This window comes from Clostridium arbusti SL206, from assembly GCF_000246895.1.
GTDB classification, from domain to species: Bacteria; Bacillota; Clostridia; order Clostridiales; family Clostridiaceae; genus Clostridium_I; species Clostridium_I arbusti.
Map to the genome: position 1 here is coordinate 12398 of NZ_BAEV01000045.1, position 16574 is coordinate 28971.

Genomic DNA, 16574 nt, shown 5'->3' on the forward strand with positions numbered 1-16574 from the left:
AAATGGGATACTATACAGGTAAAAAGATTCTTATTATAGGTGGAACGGGAACCATTGGAAATGGCTTAATAAAGGAACTTATAAAGCAAGAACCAGAGGTAATTAGAATTTTTAGCAGAGATGAGTACAAGCAGTTTATTATGGAAAATAGACTGAATGATAAAGATAAATTTAGATTTTTAATTGGCGATGTGAGGGATTATGAGAGAGTAGAGAGGGCAATGAATGATATAGATGTGGTTTTTAATTTAGCAGCTATGAAGCACGTTCCAGCTTGCGAATATAATCCTAGTGAAGCTATAAAGACCAACGTTATTGGAATGGAAAATGTTATTAAAGCAGCCATGCATTATAATATAGATTGTGTAGTTTTTACAAGCTCGGACAAAGCAATTAACCCTGCTAATTCCTATGGAGCCACTAAACTTTTATCTGAAAAACTTGTTCAAGCTGCTAACTTTAGTAAAGGTACAGCAAAAACTAAATTTGTAGCGGTCAGATTTGGTAATGTAATGGGTTCTAGAGGTTCTGTAATTCCTTTTTTTAAAAAACAAATTGAGGAAAATAGAAGTATCACAATTACCGATCCTGAAATGACTAGATTTATGATGACATTATCTCAGGCTGTTAAACTTATTATGTATGCTGGAGAAAGATCTATAGGTGGAGAAGCCTTTGTTTTAAAAATGCCAGTAATTAAATTACAGCATCTTGCAGAAGTGGTGGTTGAAGAAACTTGTAAGAAATTAGGTGTAAATAGGGAACTTGTAGAAATTAATAATATTGGATTAAGAGCTGGAGAAAGGCGATTTGAAGAGCTTATGACCAGGGAAGAATCGGAATTTGCCTTTGATTTAGGACATATGTATGCAGTAGTGTCATTGGCACATTCAGAAAATTTACGAGAATTTTATAATAAATATGACAGAGCTGAAATTGGAAGTTATAATTCATCAGACATAAATGTTATAAGTAAAGAAGAAGTTAGAACATTGCTTATAGAAGAAGGGTTGATTTAACAAATGAAAATAGCTATTCGAGCAGATGGTGGCGCTGACATTGGTATGGGACACATAATGAGAACCTTAGCTTTAGCCAAAGAAATAGCCAAGTTTCATGATGTTTTTTACATATGTAGGGTGGATAATCCTTTAACTGATAGGTATAGCAATGGTATTGAAAAGGTAAAATCTCAGGGATTTCGTGTTAAAACTATAGGAGAGGACTCTGTATTGCTTGATTTAAAGAATATAGAAGCAGATTTGTTAGTTACTGATAGCTACGATGTGGATGAAAATTATTTTAATGAAACCAAAAGAATGTTTTATAAAACTGCCTATATAGATGATATGAACTTTTATAATTTTAATGTAGATTTTTTAATTAATCAAAATTTACATGCTATAGATTTTAAATATAAGGTTAATAATGATACTAGGCTGCTTGTTGGTGCCCAATATATTATGCTGAGAGATGAATTTAAAAATATTTCTAAAAAATACATAAAAGAAGAACCTCAAAACATAATGATAACTGTAGGTGGTTCTGATCCCCATTATATTACAGAACAAATTTTAGATTATGTAAAGTTATTAGATTACAATTTTCATGTGGTTGTAGGACCATCTTTTCCTAAAGATAATTCATTAAAAAGTCATGAAAGTGAAAAGATTAGATTGTATTATAATGCCAATATGTATGAAATAATGAAAAAGTGTGATATAGCTATTTCAGCTTGTGGAAGTACTTTGTACGAATTGGCTGATTGTGGAGTACCAACCTTAGGTACAATAGTTGCAGATAATCAACAAGGGATAGCTAATAAAATGAATGAGTTAGGTATGATAAAAAATATAGGCTGGTATAATACCTTAGTAAAGGATAAGTTTATAGAAGCATTAACAGAGTTTTGCAGCAACTTTACATTAAGGAGTGAAATGTCCAGAAAAGCTCAAAATTCTATTGATGGAAATGGAGTAGAAAGATTAGCTAGAGAGTTAAGCACCCTTGGTGTGCAAAATCATTACCTTTCAAGTGATAAAAATAGATATAGTAAGCAAGGGGAGTGTTAGTAGTATGAATATATTAGTTACAGGTGGAGCAGGATTCATTGGGCGATGGGTGGTTAAAAGATTGCTGGAGGATGGTCACAGAATAGTTGTATTAGATAATCTTTCCAACGGAAGTCTTGAAAACATAGATGAATTTAAGGATGAAAATTTTAAATTTATAAAAGGTGATATTAAAAATGATGAAGATTTAGATGTGGTATTTAAAGAAAAATACGATATTATATATCATTTGGGAGCATCTATTAATGTTCAAGATAGCATAGATGACCCTAGAACTACCTTTTTTAATGATACAGTAGGAACCTTCAATGTTTTAGAAAGAGCAAGGTTTCAGATGTTTGGTAAAAATGCAAAAATGCAAGGGGACAGATGGATTATAGATAACCATGAAGATATTTATCCTTGTAAGGTAGTTTTCATGAGTACATGCATGGTTTATGACGTGGCTAATGATAATGGAATAGATGAAAATCATCCGACAAAGCCAGTATCACCTTATGGTGGCAGTAAAATAGCAGCAGAAAATATGGTGCTGTCCTATTATAATGCATACAAGCTTCCTACGGTTGTAATAAGACCTTTTAATACCTACGGACCATTTCAAAAAACTGGTGGAGAAGGCGGCGTTGTTGCTATATTTATTAATAATTATCTTAAAAATCAGGATATAAGTATATACGGTTCCGGAGAACAAACAAGGGATCTATTATATGTTAAAGATTGTGCAAGATTTGTAGTTAAGGCTGGTTATGATGATAATGTAAATGGAGAAATTGTAAATGCAGGAACTGGAAGAGATGTAACAATAAATGAACTGGCAAAGATTATTGCCAAAGACAAAGTTCAGGTTAAACACGTTGAACATATTCATCCTCAAAGTGAAATAATGAAGCTAAAATGTAATTACTCTAAGGCTAAAAAACTTATGAACTGGGAGCCTGAGTATACCGTGGGACAGGGTATAAAAGAAACAGAAGATTGGATAGATAAAACGCTATAGAATTTTACCATAGTGTTTTATCAAAATTATTAAATATTGTTATTTCCTAAAGTATAAGCTTAATATTTGGATAATTATAATATTAAAACAGTATTGGATAAATATAGTGATAGACTAAAACTATAAGGTGAAATTAAAGATTTAAAGATGAAAAATACTGATTAACTAGGATGAAGGTGTTTTCAATGATAATAAATCATAATATAAATGCGGTTAATGCTTATAATGAACTTAATGCTGCTGGAAAATTAAAATCTAATGCTATGGAGAAAATCTCATCTGGAATGAGAATAAATAAAGCAGCAGATGATTCAGCTGGATCTGCTATAGACCAAAAAATGAAGGCACAAATCAGAGGACTTGAACAAGCAGGCAGAAATATTCAAGATGGTATTTCTCTTATTCAAACAGCGGAAGCAGGACTTGGATCTATACAGGACCCGAATCTTATAAGAATGCGAGAACTTATTGTACAGGCGTTAAATGGAACATTAAACCAAGATGATAGAATGAAAATCCAAAATGAGCTTGAAAATGTAAAAGCCTCAATCAACGATATTGCCAATAATACTGAGTTTAATACAATAAAGGTCTTATCACCGCCTATATCGGATAATTCTGTTCCTCCTAAGTGGACTGCTGGTACGGCGGATATAGTTTTTGTTATTGATAGAACCGGTAGTATGGGTTCAAAAATTGATGACGTTAAGAATAACATAGATGGATTTATAAATAAAATATCTGATGATGGAATAGATGTTAACATGGGATTAATTAGCTATGGTGATATTAACCCATCTCAGGGAGCAGATAGTATATTAAAATCAAATATAACAAGTGATTTAACTACTTTTAAATCTTATATAAATGATATATCACTAACTGGAGGGGGAGATTCTAATGAATCTGGTCTAGAAGGAATTGCTGATGCAACAAATGGAGCATTGTCATACGATTTAAGGGCAGAGTCCACTAAACAATTTATTTTAGTAACAGATGCATTTGTCCATGATAATAATGCTGATGGTAGTGGAGATGGAATGTCTAGTTTTGATATTATTAATGTAGCGGAAGATCTTAAGAACAAAGGAATTAAGTTAACAGTAGTAAGCAATGATTATGCAATTTCACAACTTAGAACACTTTCAGATGTGACAGGCGGAGATTATATAAGTATAGATTCTAATTTTCAAGATAAACTTGACACTTTTGCAAATAAGATATCAACAGATGCTGGTTCTGAACAGCAAATAACTGTTGAGGAAATGCCAACATTAAAATTTCAAGTAGGAGCAAATTCTGGTCAGGAATTTGAAGTCCAGCTTTTTGATGCTAGAACAAATAATTTGGGAATAGATAATGTAACTGTTGATCCTATTGAAGAAGCTGAGAAATCACTTGAAAAAGTTGATAAATCTATAGAAATAGTTTCAGAACAACGTGGAAAATTTGGAGCATACCAAAATGCATTAGAGCATATATCCAACAATGTAGGTAACTATAATTATAATTTGACAACTGCAGATTCTAGAATAAGTGATGCTGATATGGGAAAAGAAATGATGGAAGTTGTAAAAAATGGTATAATTCAAGAATCTGCACAAAATATATTAAAACAATCTGATCAAATGCAGCAAAGTGTATTAGACTTAATAACTAAGTGGCAAGGGGATAGATAACCTTTAATCTTTGATATTAGAAAGATTGAGGGCGTAGCAGGAAAAGTAGAAGAAGTAACTGTTAAAGTTAATAAAATATAAAAAAATTGTGGAAGTTTTCTGTTAGTAAGTTCAGTCCACCTACCAGAGTATAATTTATATTTAAATACAGAGTAAAATTTTTATTTTCTCATTAAAGTTTAACTATAATTAATCGATATAGTATATATATAATAAGTTTTTAGATTGGCAATAACATTAAAACTTAAATTAACAGATAGTTATGAATAACATATGAATTAGTTATATGAGGAGTGAATTTACATGATAGTAACTCATAATATGGTTTATCTAAATACAGTAAATAAATTGACTAAAGATGAAAAAAATAGATCGGAATCAATGAAAAAGATATCCTCAGGTTTGAAAATTAATAGAGCTGGTGACAATGCAGCTGGGTCCAGTATTTCTTCAAGCTTAAAAGCTAAAATTTTATCTTTATCAAGAGCACAGATAAATGTCCAAGAGGGTTTAGGTGTAACGGGTGCTGTAACTAAATCCTTGGATGCCATTTCGAATAATAATCTTGGAAGATTAAAGGAAATTTCTATGAGAGCAGCTAATGATACATCTGGTTCTTTCGATAGACGAGTTGCCCAGGGAGAAATTGAACAGGTTTTAAAAGATATTGACAGTACGGCTAATAGTACAAAGTACAATGGTAAAAATCTATTAGCACCGCCTTTACAGCCTATATCTTTACAGGTTGGATTTAAAGGTGAAGATACTTTTAAAATAGAACTGTTTGATACCACTACTTCAAATATTGGATTGAGTGGAATCGATGTACTTACAAGTGAGAATGCTTTGGCAGCTATGGATAAGATAGATAATGCAATAGATATTGTGTCCCGTTATGTATCAAAAGCTGGTTCTTATGAGTCGAATCTTTCTTATATGAGTAATTCACTTTCTGATTATGAATTAAAATTGACTAAGAGTATGTCAAGTATTGAAGATGTGGATGTGGCTAAGGAATCAATTCAATTTACTCAGTATGATATAATAACTCAGGCGGCTCAGGCCTTACTTGTGCAGGCAAATCAGAGACCGGAAGCAGTTATACAATTGTTAAAATAATATTAGAGATGAGTATGATAAAATGAGATTAAGTCATAACTTGGCATCATTAGCAAGGAGATGACTTTCAGCCATCTCCTATGCAGAGGTAACTGTGATTTGTAAAAAATAGTAAAGAGGATAATGATTGAAGTTTAAATAATATACTAAACAACTTAGCAGAGCGGGTAAGTTGTTTAGTATGATGAAATCCAGAAGAATAGAAACTGGGAAAATATTAGAATAAGCATCAGTAGCTGAAGTGTTAGTTTCAGCTACTTTTTTCACTTTCTATATTTAATTTTTAAATTTTTAAAAATACGTTTTTATATTCTAAGGGGGTCATATTATTTTGTTCCTTGAAAAGTTTAATAAAATAACTAGGATTTTCAAATCCAACACGTAAGCAAACTTCCATAACAGATAGATCTTCTGATTGAAGATATTTATTAGCACGGTTAATTCGATAGTTATTAATATACTCAATAGGTGTTTTATTAACCATGGATTTGAAAAAACGACAAAAATATTGGGGGTTCATACTAACTACTTTAGCCAATTCTGTTATATATATTTTTTTAGTGAAATTTTCATGGATATATGCAATAGCTTTTTTTACTTGTTCCATTTTATAATCTAAATTTTTCAAATTGTTAGTCATAGTAATAAGTAAATCTTCACCTGCCAAAATAGATAATATTTTATATAGACAAGCCTTTACATTTAAATACCACCCAGTTTTTTTACTTTATTAACTTCTAAAATTTCTAAAAATAATTTTAGTATCTCCTGTCCATAAGGTTTATCCGTACATATAGTTTGTGGAAGTAGTAGAGTATGATTTAATAAAGGGTGAATAAAGCGGCTTTGACTATCGTCAAAATATTCAAAGCTTAATATGTCAGGTGAAAAGACTAAAGCATGATGGATTGAGGAGGTTCTTCCGATGCTGTAAATCTGATGTAACTCCTGACTGTTGATACAAAAAAATTCATTTTTATATACGTGTTTAGTTGTGGTATTTATGGTCATTTCCATTGATCCTTCTTCAACATAAATCAGTTCAATTTCTTCATGCCAATGATAGGGTACAGTCAAACCTCCATGTTCATAGTATTGATTATAGATATGCAGTGGTAACTGAGGTGTTCCATGTGTTGTAAAGTCTTTCAGTTTATTTAAATTTTTCATAATAACCACCTCTATAATGTCAAAATCCTTTTATTAATTCTCAAAATCCAGTGAGAATTTCAGGAAAATATTCTATATAATTAAATTATAGTTGAAAACGATTATATTATCAATACACATTAATGATATCGATTTCAATTGTTGAATAATATAAATAAGTAAAACTTTACAGAGAAATAAAAACTTATATTTCTTTCATAAGGAGTGGAGGGTGGCAATATGGAGAAAAAATGGTGGCATAAGCAGGCGGTTTATCAAATCTATCCAAGAAGCTTTTTTGACAGTAATAAAGATGGTATAGGAGATTTAAAAGGTATCATGGAAAAACTTGAATACCTGAAAAAATTAGGTGTTCATATTATTTGGATTTGTCCTATAAATCAATCACCCAATGACGACAATGGTTACGATGTTAGTAATTATTATGACATTATGGATGAGTTTGGAACTATGGAGGATATGGAGTTACTCATATCAGCATGTAAAAATTATGATATTTCTATTATTATGGATTTGGTTTTAAATCATAGTTCAGATGAGCATAAATGGTTTGTTGAGGCGAAATCTTCAAGAGAAAGTCCATACAGAGACTTTTATATTTGGAGAGATTCTGTTAATGGTAAAGCACCAAATGAATTAAAATCATTTTTTGGAGGTAGTGCATGGGAATTTGATGAGGAATCCGGTCAGTATTATCTGCATTCTTTTAGCAAAAAGCAACCTGATTTGAACTGGGAAAATTCTAGGATGCGTAGTGAACTGTATGATATGATTAATTTCTGGATTGACAAAGGAATTGAGGGTTTTAGACTAGATGCAATTGATAATATAAGTAAAGATTTAGATAAGAAAATTATGAATACAGGTCCTAAAATTCATGAATATTTAAAGGAAATGAATGAAAATACATTTGGTAATGATAGCCGATTAGTGACGGTTGGAGAGACTGGAGGGGCTACACCTGAAACTGCAAAGGTTTACACAGACCCTAAACGTCATGAGTTAGATATGATTTTTCAATTTGAACTGATGGGGATTGATGGGGTACGTTCTGGAGACTGGATACCAAAAGAGTATTCATTGATAGATTTAAAAAATATTATAACAAAATGGCAGACAGAATTAAATGAAATAGGATGGAACAGCCTATTTTGGGGTAATCATGATTTCCCAAGGGTAGTATCTAGATTTGGAGATGACAGTGATGATTATCGTATATTGAGTGGAAAAATGCTGGCAACTATGCTCCATGGAATGAAGGGCATTCCTTATATCTATCAGGGTGAAGAGATTGGTATGACAAATATAAAATTTACAACTATAGAAGATTATAGAGATATAGAAACAAGAAATTTTTATGAAAGAAAGATAAAAGAAGGATATTCTATGGATGAAATTATGCCATATATCTATAGAAACGGCAGAGATAACGCAAGGACACCTATGCAATGGGATGATACGGAACATGCAGGCTTTACCAAAGGGATACCATGGATAAAGGAGAATTCCAATTACAGTACTATTAATGTGAAACAATGTTTAAAAGATAAAAATTCTATTTTTTACCATTACCAAAAGCTTCTTGAACTTAGACGGGAAAAAGAAGTTTTTGTATATGGAAGTTATGAATTAATTTGCCCAGAGCATCTACAAGTATTTGCCTATAGAAGAACTTTAGAAAAAGAGAAGATAATAGTTATTTGCAATTTTTATGGAACAGAAACTACAATTCAGATAAAAACAAGTCAGAAACCGAAAATTTTAATTAGCAATTATCAGGATACAGATATAGATTTTAATGACTTACATTTGCGACCTTATGAAGCGGTAATATATGAAATGCAGGGGGTAAAAAAAGAATGAAGTATATAAAAAGAATTTGTAGTCTGTTTATGGTTTTTATCCTATTGAGTTTTTTATTAGTGGGCTGTGGCAGTGAAAGAAAAGCAGATAAAAAGACAACAATAGAATTCTTTGCATTTAAACCAGAAGCTGTAAATATTTTCAAACAACTTGGTGAAAAATTTGAAAAAGAAAATCCCAATATAAAGGTATATGTGAATACTCCTAATGATGCCTATTCTCTGTTAAAAGCGCGAATAGTAAAGGGAGATGTGCCTGATATAGTTGGTCTGGGTGCAGAGCAATATTATGTGGATTATGCAAAAGCTGGAGTTTTTACAGATTTAGCAGACTCTGAAGTGATAAAAAAGGTTAAACCAGCTTATAGTGAAATGCTTGCAGATCTTGAGGGAGAATCAGGACGTGTGCATGCAGTTCCCTATGCAGCAAATGCAACTGGAGTGATTTATAATAAAGATTTATTTAATCAGATGGGACTAAAGATTCCTAAGACATGGGCAGAATTAGAGGAAGTATGCAAGACTATTCAAAAACAAGGAAAAACGCCTTTTTATATGGGATATAAGGATGATTGGACCATTAATTGTGCTTGGAATCCATTAGCTGGAAATTTTACGGATTCAGATTTTTATGGGCAGGTGACAGATGGTAAAAAATCTTTTTCAAAATCATATGAAGAACCTTTAAAACGTTTGGAGGAACTTACGAAATTTAGCCAGGGGGATGTTTTTTCTTATAGTTATAACAATGCTACGGTAGGGTTTGCAAAAGGAGAATCTGTTATGTATATTCAGGGAAACTGGGCTATTCCCATGATTAAAAAAACTAATCCTAGTATTAATATAGGTATTTTTCCAATGCCTGTAATGGACAATGAAAAGGAAAATAAATTATGTTCAAGTATTGACGTAATGTTTTCTATTACCAAGAATTCTAAGCATCCAAAGGAAGCGATGAAATTTTTAGAATTTCTAATGGAGCAGGAAAATGTGAATAACTATATGAAAGATCAATATGGAATATCAGCACTTGAATATGATTTTAATTATCCCGGTGAAATGGATGGAATAGTAAAGGATTTTGAGAGCGGAAATGTAGTGTCATCACCACAGGCATTTTATCCTTCGGAAATGAGTATTTCTACTTTGTTACAAACTTATTTATTAGATAAAGACAAAGAAAAATTATTTTCCCAAATGAATGCTTACTGGAAAGAAGCACATATGAACTAAGAAGGGGTGAGAAATTTGAAAAATAGAAATAAAATCTTTATGGCAATGACCTTACCAATGGTAGTCTTGTTCTTTTGCTTTCATACATTACCATTATTTTCTGGTTTCTTTTATAGTCTTACAAATTCTAAGGGATTTGGTAATTTTGACTTTATAGGATTAAAAAATTATATACATTTATTTTCTAATACTAAGGTAATAAATTCATACGGATTTACTTTTAAGTTCGCTGTAGTCATAACAATATTAGTTAATATTATAAGTATGATTCTGGCTCTTGCATTAAATGCCAAAATAAAATTTAAAAGTACATTACGTGGACTTTATTTTATACCCAATATTCTTGGAGGATTGATTGTAGGATATATATTTAACTTTATATTTACATTTGTTATTCCTGCTATTGGAAAGTCCATTGCTTCAGGGTCTTTAAGTACTAGCATTCTTGGAAAACCAAGTATTGCATGGATTGGTATTGTGATTTGTGTGGCATGGCAGGCTATAGCATTTAACACTATTATTTATATTTCTGGTTTACAGACAATTCCACAGGATGTTTATGAGGCAAGTTCTATAGATGGAGCAGGGAGTTGGAAAACCTTTTGGAAGATTACATTTCCTTTGGTAGCACCATTCTTTACTATTAATATGATATTATGTATGCGTAATTTCCTTATGGTATTTGATCAGATTATGTCTTTGACTGGAGGAGGGCCAGCAGGATCTACTACATCCATATCCATGCTTATTTATAAAAATGGTTTGACTGGTAACCAGTTTGGATTTCAAAGTGCAAATTCAGTAATTTACTTTTTGGTTATTGTAGGAATTTCTGTATTCCAGATGAAAGTTTTGAATAAGAGGGAGGTGCAGTTATGATAAATATTAAAAAAAGAGAAGTTAAAACTGCTAAAAGGAATTGGCCTGTTACCATTATGCTTATGCTGACCAGTATACTTATCTTGATTCCACTATATATGGCAATTATGATTGCTTTTAAGCAGCCTTCTGAAATGAGCAATGATATTGCCGGTGCTTTTAAATTTCCATCAAAATTTAGTTTTTCAAATTTTATTGAAGCAATCAAGGTAACTAATTTTTTCCATACTGCAGGCAACTCTTTGATTATTACCATATGTAGTGTTATTGCAGTAGTTTTCATTAGTTCTATGGTATCTTTTGCTATCGCGAGAAATATGGAACGTAAGAAGGTTTATAAATTCTTTTATTTATATTTTGTAAGCGCAATGTTTGTACCATTTTCTATGTTGATGCTGCCGCTAGTAAAAGAAATGGCTTTTTTACATTTAGATAATAAGGTTGGAATTATTTTTCTCTATGTTATATTTAATACACCTATAAATACTTTGCTTTATGTAGGTTATCTAAAAAATGTTCCAGTTAGTTTGGAAGAAGCAGCCTATGTAGATGGGGCTAATACATGGACCTTGTTTTGGAAAATAATATTCCCTATGATGAAGCCCATGCATGCAACTGTTGCTATACTTACTGCTTTAGCGGCTTGGAATGATGTTTTATTACCTTTGGTATTATTAAGCGGAGGAGATGGTAAGGATATTACATTACCGTTAGCTCAGATGATGTTTCAGTCACAATTTGGTACCAATTATAATCTGGCATTTGCTTCTTATATTCTCGCATTACTGCCAATGCTTATATTTTATTTAGTTGCACAGAAACAAGTTATAAATGGTGTGATGAATGGAGCTGTAAAAGGATAATATGAAGAAAGCGAAGTCCTTTGAAATAATAAATGCACATTAACAATATTCAGTTATTATGAAAATCTTTATAACTTTAGCACTGGTAGAGATACTGGTGCTTTTTGTAATGTAAAATATTGTTGTAGAAATTTGGCGAGTGAAAATTAAGAAATATAACATCCTTTTATGGTAATATTATGTAGAAGGGGATGATATACATGATTAGTGAACAAGATGCAAAAATAGCTATCATAGCAAGTGGAAATGAGATTAGTAAAAATGATTTAATTAAAAGAATAAATGATTTAGATGAAAATACTAAACAACAGATTTACTTAGAGACAGGGTATATGCTAAAGAAAAATAGATTTAATTTATTTAAGGAACCAGGATTAATGAATAAAGAAATTAAAAAGACTGCTAATGATTTTAATATACATCCAGCAGTTTTATATTACGTTTATATGACAAACTTGGATAACAAGTAAATGGAATAATTTAGGAATAAATGGATTATATAATTATAGAGGTGGACTATATGAGTAAAAAGTCAGAGGACTTTTTTAATAAGATAATAAAAGTTTTATTTCTAATACTTATATTATTAGTTGTATATCTATATAAGTGTTTAATGATATATATTCCTGTATTAAAGATAACAAAACTAAAATTATTTGTGATAATACTTATATTCATAATAGGTATATTTATAAAAATCTTAATGAAGTATATAAGAAGAAGGAAATTACCCTAGTTATGTATCTGGCAAAGGTCAAATTGAGAAAACTGTAGACTTTATGTTTTGCAGTTTGTTTTTGTGTCTAAAGAGTCATGTAATGTGGTAGTATATGTATGGCATTTTAAAAGAAGAAGTAACAGTTAAAATTAATGAAAAGCAAAAGAAAAAAATCTGCATAAAGTAAGCAGATATAGCAGAGCAATTTGCTCTGCTGCCTCCTAATTAATCATATCCATACTCATTAAACCTGATTTCCTTATCAGATATTACTTTTTTATTTTCGTCACTTTTGTATTCTAAAATATCTCCAGGCTGACATTCTAAGGCCTTACAAATGGACTCTAGAGTTGATAATCGAATTGCTTTTGCCTTTCCATTTTTTAATATAGAAAGATTCGCCATCGTTATTCCAACCTCCTCCGAAAGTTCTGTGACGCTCATTTTCCTTTTAGCAAGCATCACATCAATGTTGATTATAATTGCCATGTTATTCACCTCAAATCAGACTATTAAATCATTTTCCGTTTTTATATCTATGGCTTCTTGTAAAAGCCTTTGGAGAACGGCAGCAAGGACTGCAATCACAATTGAAGCAAAAATTATGACTATTCCAAGTAGTATGATACCTGGGGCATCTTCTATCTCCGCCATGAGATAGAACAGTGGCATGCCTGCCACATATAAGATACCTATTGTGATTGCACAGTATTTTATATTTTTCAAAACTCTTACAGATAATTCCGAGAAAGCTTTATTCTTGTCAATATAGCTTAAAAGTTTAAAAGCTTGATACAGAGCAAAGTAAAAAGGTATCGCCGTTGCATACAAATCCATTAAAACGAGATATTTTATATAAGCAATATCTGGATACAATTTTGCTGCATAATTTGCTATCTCAGGCACCAAAAATATGCACAAAGCAAGAATTGGGATTCCAATAAGAAAAATAACTAACCTTAAGAAAATTGTTGAAACTTGTTTACGTTTCACAAAAAACACCTCCTATTTATTTTTAATTTGATTTTAATATTAGATTTATCGTTTGTCAATAAATATTTATCAAACTGGAGTATGTTTTTATTGAAATATAGCAACGGTAACTGGGTAACAACTCAATAGCAAAACGAGATACTCAATAGCAAAATGAGATGCAACTTTGTAAAACCAAATGCAATGTTTGTAAATCAAATGCAGTTTTTGTAATTGAGCTAACTGTGACTTCTGATATAAAATATGTGTATGCAGGAACAATAAAATGCTAATAAATAATAATATGAATGAATTTAATCTTTATAATAAAATTAATGATGCAGAAAAATTAAAATCTAATTCTATGAAAAAGCCAGCTTCAGAAATGAAAATGAATGAGAATAAATGAAAAAACATATGATTTATCATTAGTTTATAATAAAGTTAGTATTTTAAAAATCTATTTTATGAATAAATTATTGCAATTTCACTAGATATGTATTAATATGTAACGGTGAAATTTAATATTCAGATGAAGATAGCGGGAGAGTTATGGTTGTATTAATTCACTGAAGAAGTAAATCTTTCAGGTATCTATTTAATTAGAGATGATTGCTATTGGATGAACCCTTGGAGAGACTCTTAATGAGCAACGAAGGAGAAAGTCGTACGGCAAAACTCTCAGGTACAAGGACAAGGAGAAGTAAAAGAAAAAGGTAACATATTTCTTATCATTTCTTACAAAAGTATTTAGGCACATTCAAATAAATAACTAGTCAGTATGCTAGGCTATTTTAAATCCTACTGCGTCAACAGAACCCTCAGATAGATCACTATCCGCAGAACCTGTTTCCTTGTATGATTCAAAATATCCGTCGCATCTTTGACTCACTATTTATTTTCATATGCCTTATTCAAATCAACCTTACTGTACGTCTAGTATTACTTCAATTATAAAAGGGTGATATTAACATGAATTTAGCAGTAGTAATATTAGAAAGGCGGAATACATATGTCGGAAAATCAAAATCTATCAAGAGGATTAAAAAATCGTCATGTTCAGTTACTTGCAATTGGAGGTGCAATTGGTACTGGATTATTCCTTGGTTCAGGCAGATCCATTCATTTGGCTGGTCCATCTATTTTATTTGCATATACCATAACAGGGATAATCTGTTTTCTTATTATGCGTGCTCTTGGGGAATTATTGCTTTCTAATTTAAACTATCATTCCTTTGTAGACTTTGTACATCATTATCTAGGAAATACAGCAGCATTTATTACAGGATGGACCTATTGGTTTTGCTGGATTTCACTTGCTATGGCTGACTTAACTGCTTCAGGACTTTATATGCAGTACTGGTTATCAAGTATACCTCAATGGGTTCCAAGCCTTATATTCCTTGTGATTTTACTAGTTATGAACCTTACTACAGTAAAATTATTTGGTGAAATGGAATTTTGGTTTGCATTGATTAAAATTGTTGCAATTTTATTGCTGATTATAGTTGGTATATTTATGATTCTTAAAGGCTTTTCTACAAATGCTGGTGTATCTGCTTTTTCAAATCTTTGGAAGCACGGTGGTTGGTTTCCAAATGGGACAAGCGGTTTTGTACTTTCCTTCCAAATGGTTGTATTTGCTTTTACTGGGATTGAATTGGTTGGTTTAACAGCTGGTGAAACTGAAAATCCAGAATACGTCATTCCAAAGGCCATTAATAATATTCCAATTAGAATTATTATTTTTTACATTGGAGCACTTATTGTTATTATGAGTATATACCCATGGAATTCAATTAATCCAGCTAAAAGCCCGTTTGTACAGGTATTTGCTGCGGTGGGAATTGTAGCAGCAGCAAGTATTATAAATTTTGTTGTACTGACATCAGCTGCATCTGCTTGTAACAGTGGTATATTTAGTACAAGCCGTATGGTTTATTCTCTTGCCAAAGAAAATAATGCACCTAAGCCAATGGAAAGAGTAACTTCTCATAAAGTACCTTCTAATGCTTTAATATTCTCTACAGCTGTCATATTAATTTCAGTTATCCTGAGTTATATTATGCCAGAAGGAATATTTGTACTTATTACCAGTGTATCAACATTCTGTTTTATATTTATTTGGGCTATTATAGTTGTCTGTCATCTAAAATATCGCAAAGCTAATCCTGAACTTGCTGCTAAGAGTAAATTCAAAATGCCATTTTACCCAATTGCAAACTATGTAATTTTAGCGTTTATTGCTTTTGTTTTAGTTGTATTGGCACTTAATAAAGAGACACGTGTAGCTCTATTTGTAACACCTGTGTGGTTTATAATGCTTTGGGTGATTTATAAAATAAAGGCAACTGTGGCTTGTGATAAATTGGAAATAAAGTAAGAGACTTAAAGGTAAGTTTAATAGAATAATAAAAGAGAATCATCATTTCTGCAGTGAAAATCTATTACTATATCAATAAGTTTTGAAGGTGTAGGAGATTTAATCTTTGAAAAGAACAGCGGTTTACTAAAGCTTCATAATAGAATCTATGAACAAAAGATATACGATTATATGAGTTCATTATTAGTTCTTGCTTTTTTAAGTCCTATAATAAATGGCACCGGTTTTGCCTTTAAGGAAGTAAAAGGTGGAGCAGGAAAGGTAGAAGAAGTAAGAGCTAAAATTAATGAAAAGCAAAAGAAAATTGTGGAAGTTTATTGTTAAAGCATGACCCCTGGAATGTTGAAATAAGAAAATTTACAGAAACGTGAATCTTCTTATTTTTTTATTTTCACACACTTTTTATAGCTTAGCTTTAGATAGATATGAGAAACTTTCTACAAGACTCGTAAGAATGCTTGAATTTATAAATTTTCATAAATCAATAAAGTGATATGTATTATAATTGAGACATTATATTAGGTAAATAGAATTTTTAAAGGATTTAGAGTTTTTAAGTAGAATAATATTTATTAGAATAAAATTATAAGTGTGAGTCTTAGATCTAATATTATTTGGATATAA

Annotated in this window: 16 protein-coding genes, 1 pseudogene and 1 riboswitch; of the genes and pseudogenes, 13 read left to right on the forward strand and 4 right to left on the reverse strand. The window is 31.0% G+C overall.

Going from position 1 to position 16574, the window contains the following annotated elements; translation table 11 throughout:
• Positions 1-2 precede the first annotated feature (2 nt).
• The 5 genes from RH99_RS09690 to RH99_RS09710 all read left to right on the forward strand — a co-directional run bounded on the left by RH99_RS09690 (position 3) and on the right by RH99_RS09710 (position 5870).
• The gene (locus RH99_RS09690) at positions 3-1019 is read left to right on the forward strand and encodes an SDR family NAD(P)-dependent oxidoreductase (protein ID WP_010237140.1); all 1017 of its coding nucleotides are present in this window, start codon (positions 3-5) and stop codon (positions 1017-1019) included.
• A gap of 3 nt (positions 1020-1022) precedes the next feature.
• Positions 1023-2072 (forward strand): UDP-2,4-diacetamido-2,4,6-trideoxy-beta-L-altropyranose hydrolase, encoded by a 1050-nt coding sequence (gene pseG, locus RH99_RS09695; RefSeq protein ID WP_010237142.1) that lies wholly within the window; start codon positions 1023-1025, stop codon positions 2070-2072.
• A 4-nt stretch (positions 2073-2076) separates the two neighbouring features.
• A complete protein-coding gene (locus RH99_RS09700; protein WP_010237144.1) occupies positions 2077-3072 on the forward strand; it encodes a dTDP-glucose 4,6-dehydratase in 996 nt (331 codons plus the stop codon).
• Positions 3073-3257: 185 nt separating this feature from the next.
• Entirely contained in the window at positions 3258-4751 is a 1494-nt protein-coding gene (locus RH99_RS09705) for a flagellin N-terminal helical domain-containing protein (protein ID WP_010237147.1), read from the forward strand.
• A gap of 303 nt (positions 4752-5054) precedes the next feature.
• Complete coding sequence (locus RH99_RS09710; protein ID WP_010237149.1) at positions 5055-5870, forward strand: flagellin; 816 nt, start codon at positions 5055-5057, stop codon at positions 5868-5870.
• Positions 5871-6153: 283 nt separating this feature from the next.
• On the opposite strand, the gene RH99_RS18310 is transcribed toward RH99_RS09710, so the two are convergent.
• Both RH99_RS18310 and RH99_RS18315 read right to left on the reverse strand, forming a co-directional pair.
• Positions 6154-6537, reverse strand: coding sequence for a helix-turn-helix domain-containing protein (locus tag RH99_RS18310; RefSeq protein ID WP_138990648.1), 384 nt, complete (start codon positions 6535-6537; stop codon positions 6154-6156).
• Positions 6538-6572: 35 nt separating this feature from the next.
• The gene (locus RH99_RS18315; protein WP_050993356.1) at positions 6573-7040 is read right to left on the reverse strand and encodes a cupin domain-containing protein; all 468 of its coding nucleotides are present in this window, start codon (positions 7038-7040) and stop codon (positions 6573-6575) included.
• 219 nt (positions 7041-7259) lie between these two features.
• Between RH99_RS18315 and RH99_RS09720 the strand changes: the two genes are divergently transcribed.
• The 5 genes from RH99_RS09720 (at position 7260) to RH99_RS09740 (ending at position 12347) form a co-directional block, all read left to right on the forward strand.
• Entirely contained in the window at positions 7260-8903 is a 1644-nt protein-coding gene (locus RH99_RS09720) for a glycoside hydrolase family 13 protein (RefSeq protein WP_010237151.1), read from the forward strand.
• Positions 8900-10135: an ABC transporter substrate-binding protein gene (locus tag RH99_RS09725; protein WP_010237153.1), complete on the forward strand. Its 1236-nt coding sequence runs from the start codon at positions 8900-8902 to the stop codon at positions 10133-10135. Before RH99_RS09720 ends, RH99_RS09725 begins: the two co-directional genes overlap by 4 nt.
• A 39-nt stretch (positions 10136-10174) precedes the next feature.
• Positions 10175-11014 (forward strand): carbohydrate ABC transporter permease, encoded by an 840-nt coding sequence (locus RH99_RS09730; protein WP_373854707.1) that lies wholly within the window; start codon positions 10175-10177, stop codon positions 11012-11014.
• Positions 11011-11877, forward strand: a complete 867-nt coding sequence (locus RH99_RS09735; RefSeq protein ID WP_010237157.1) for a carbohydrate ABC transporter permease — start codon at positions 11011-11013, stop codon at positions 11875-11877. Before RH99_RS09730 ends, RH99_RS09735 begins: the two co-directional genes overlap by 4 nt.
• A gap of 200 nt (positions 11878-12077) precedes the next feature.
• Positions 12078-12347 (forward strand): phospholipase D-like domain-containing protein, encoded by a 270-nt coding sequence (locus RH99_RS09740; RefSeq protein WP_010237159.1) that lies wholly within the window; start codon positions 12078-12080, stop codon positions 12345-12347.
• Between the two features lie 473 nt (positions 12348-12820).
• On the opposite strand, the gene RH99_RS09750 is transcribed toward RH99_RS09740, so the two are convergent.
• Positions 12821-13084, reverse strand: coding sequence for a helix-turn-helix domain-containing protein (locus RH99_RS09750; protein WP_010237165.1), 264 nt, complete (start codon positions 13082-13084; stop codon positions 12821-12823).
• A 15-nt stretch (positions 13085-13099) separates the two neighbouring features.
• The gene (locus tag RH99_RS09755; protein WP_010237168.1) at positions 13100-13588 is read right to left on the reverse strand and encodes a DUF2975 domain-containing protein; all 489 of its coding nucleotides are present in this window, start codon (positions 13586-13588) and stop codon (positions 13100-13102) included.
• Positions 13589-13853: 265 nt separating this feature from the next.
• Between RH99_RS09755 and RH99_RS19900 the strand changes: the two genes are divergently transcribed.
• From RH99_RS19900 to RH99_RS18600, 3 genes and pseudogenes are all read left to right on the forward strand, one after another.
• Positions 13854-13976: a hypothetical protein gene (locus RH99_RS19900; RefSeq protein WP_279373889.1), complete on the forward strand. Its 123-nt coding sequence runs from the start codon at positions 13854-13856 to the stop codon at positions 13974-13976.
• Between the two features lie 211 nt (positions 13977-14187).
• Positions 14188-14274, forward strand: a riboswitch (glycine riboswitch).
• Positions 14275-14579: 305 nt separating this feature from the next.
• Positions 14580-15950, forward strand: coding sequence for an amino acid permease (locus tag RH99_RS09760; protein WP_010237171.1), 1371 nt, complete (start codon positions 14580-14582; stop codon positions 15948-15950).
• A 102-nt stretch (positions 15951-16052) separates the two neighbouring features.
• Positions 16053-16274 (forward strand): annotated as a pseudogene (locus tag RH99_RS18600) (hypothetical protein); the annotation flags it as partial.
• Positions 16275-16574: the final 300 nt, after the last annotated feature.

Bases quoted from the DNA above. Each gene is read 5' to 3' on its own strand.
- pseG (WP_010237142.1), top strand. From the start codon at position 1,023: ATGAAAATAGCTATTCGAGCAGATGGTGGCGCTGACATTGGTATGGGA.
- RH99_RS09705 (WP_010237147.1), top strand. From the start codon at position 3,258: ATGATAATAAATCATAATATAAATGCGGTTAATGCTTATAATGAACTT.
- RH99_RS09735 (WP_010237157.1), top strand. From the start codon at position 11,011: ATGATAAATATTAAAAAAAGAGAAGTTAAAACTGCTAAAAGGAATTGG.
- RH99_RS09750 (WP_010237165.1), bottom strand. From the start codon at position 13,084: ATGGCAATTATAATCAACATTGATGTGATGCTTGCTAAAAGGAAAATG.
- RH99_RS09760 (WP_010237171.1), top strand. From the start codon at position 14,580: ATGTCGGAAAATCAAAATCTATCAAGAGGATTAAAAAATCGTCATGTT.
- RH99_RS18315 (WP_050993356.1), bottom strand. From the start codon at position 7,040: ATGAAAAATTTAAATAAACTGAAAGACTTTACAACACATGGAACACCT.
- RH99_RS09700 (WP_010237144.1), top strand. From the start codon at position 2,077: ATGAATATATTAGTTACAGGTGGAGCAGGATTCATTGGGCGATGGGTG.
- RH99_RS19900 (WP_279373889.1), top strand. From the start codon at position 13,854: ATGCTAATAAATAATAATATGAATGAATTTAATCTTTATAATAAAATT.
- RH99_RS09725 (WP_010237153.1), top strand. From the start codon at position 8,900: ATGAAGTATATAAAAAGAATTTGTAGTCTGTTTATGGTTTTTATCCTA.
- RH99_RS09720 (WP_010237151.1), top strand. From the start codon at position 7,260: ATGGAGAAAAAATGGTGGCATAAGCAGGCGGTTTATCAAATCTATCCA.
- RH99_RS09690 (WP_010237140.1), top strand. From the start codon at position 3: ATGGGATACTATACAGGTAAAAAGATTCTTATTATAGGTGGAACGGGA.
- RH99_RS09740 (WP_010237159.1), top strand. From the start codon at position 12,078: ATGATTAGTGAACAAGATGCAAAAATAGCTATCATAGCAAGTGGAAAT.
- RH99_RS09730 (WP_373854707.1), top strand. From the start codon at position 10,175: ATGGCAATGACCTTACCAATGGTAGTCTTGTTCTTTTGCTTTCATACA.
- RH99_RS09710 (WP_010237149.1), top strand. From the start codon at position 5,055: ATGATAGTAACTCATAATATGGTTTATCTAAATACAGTAAATAAATTG.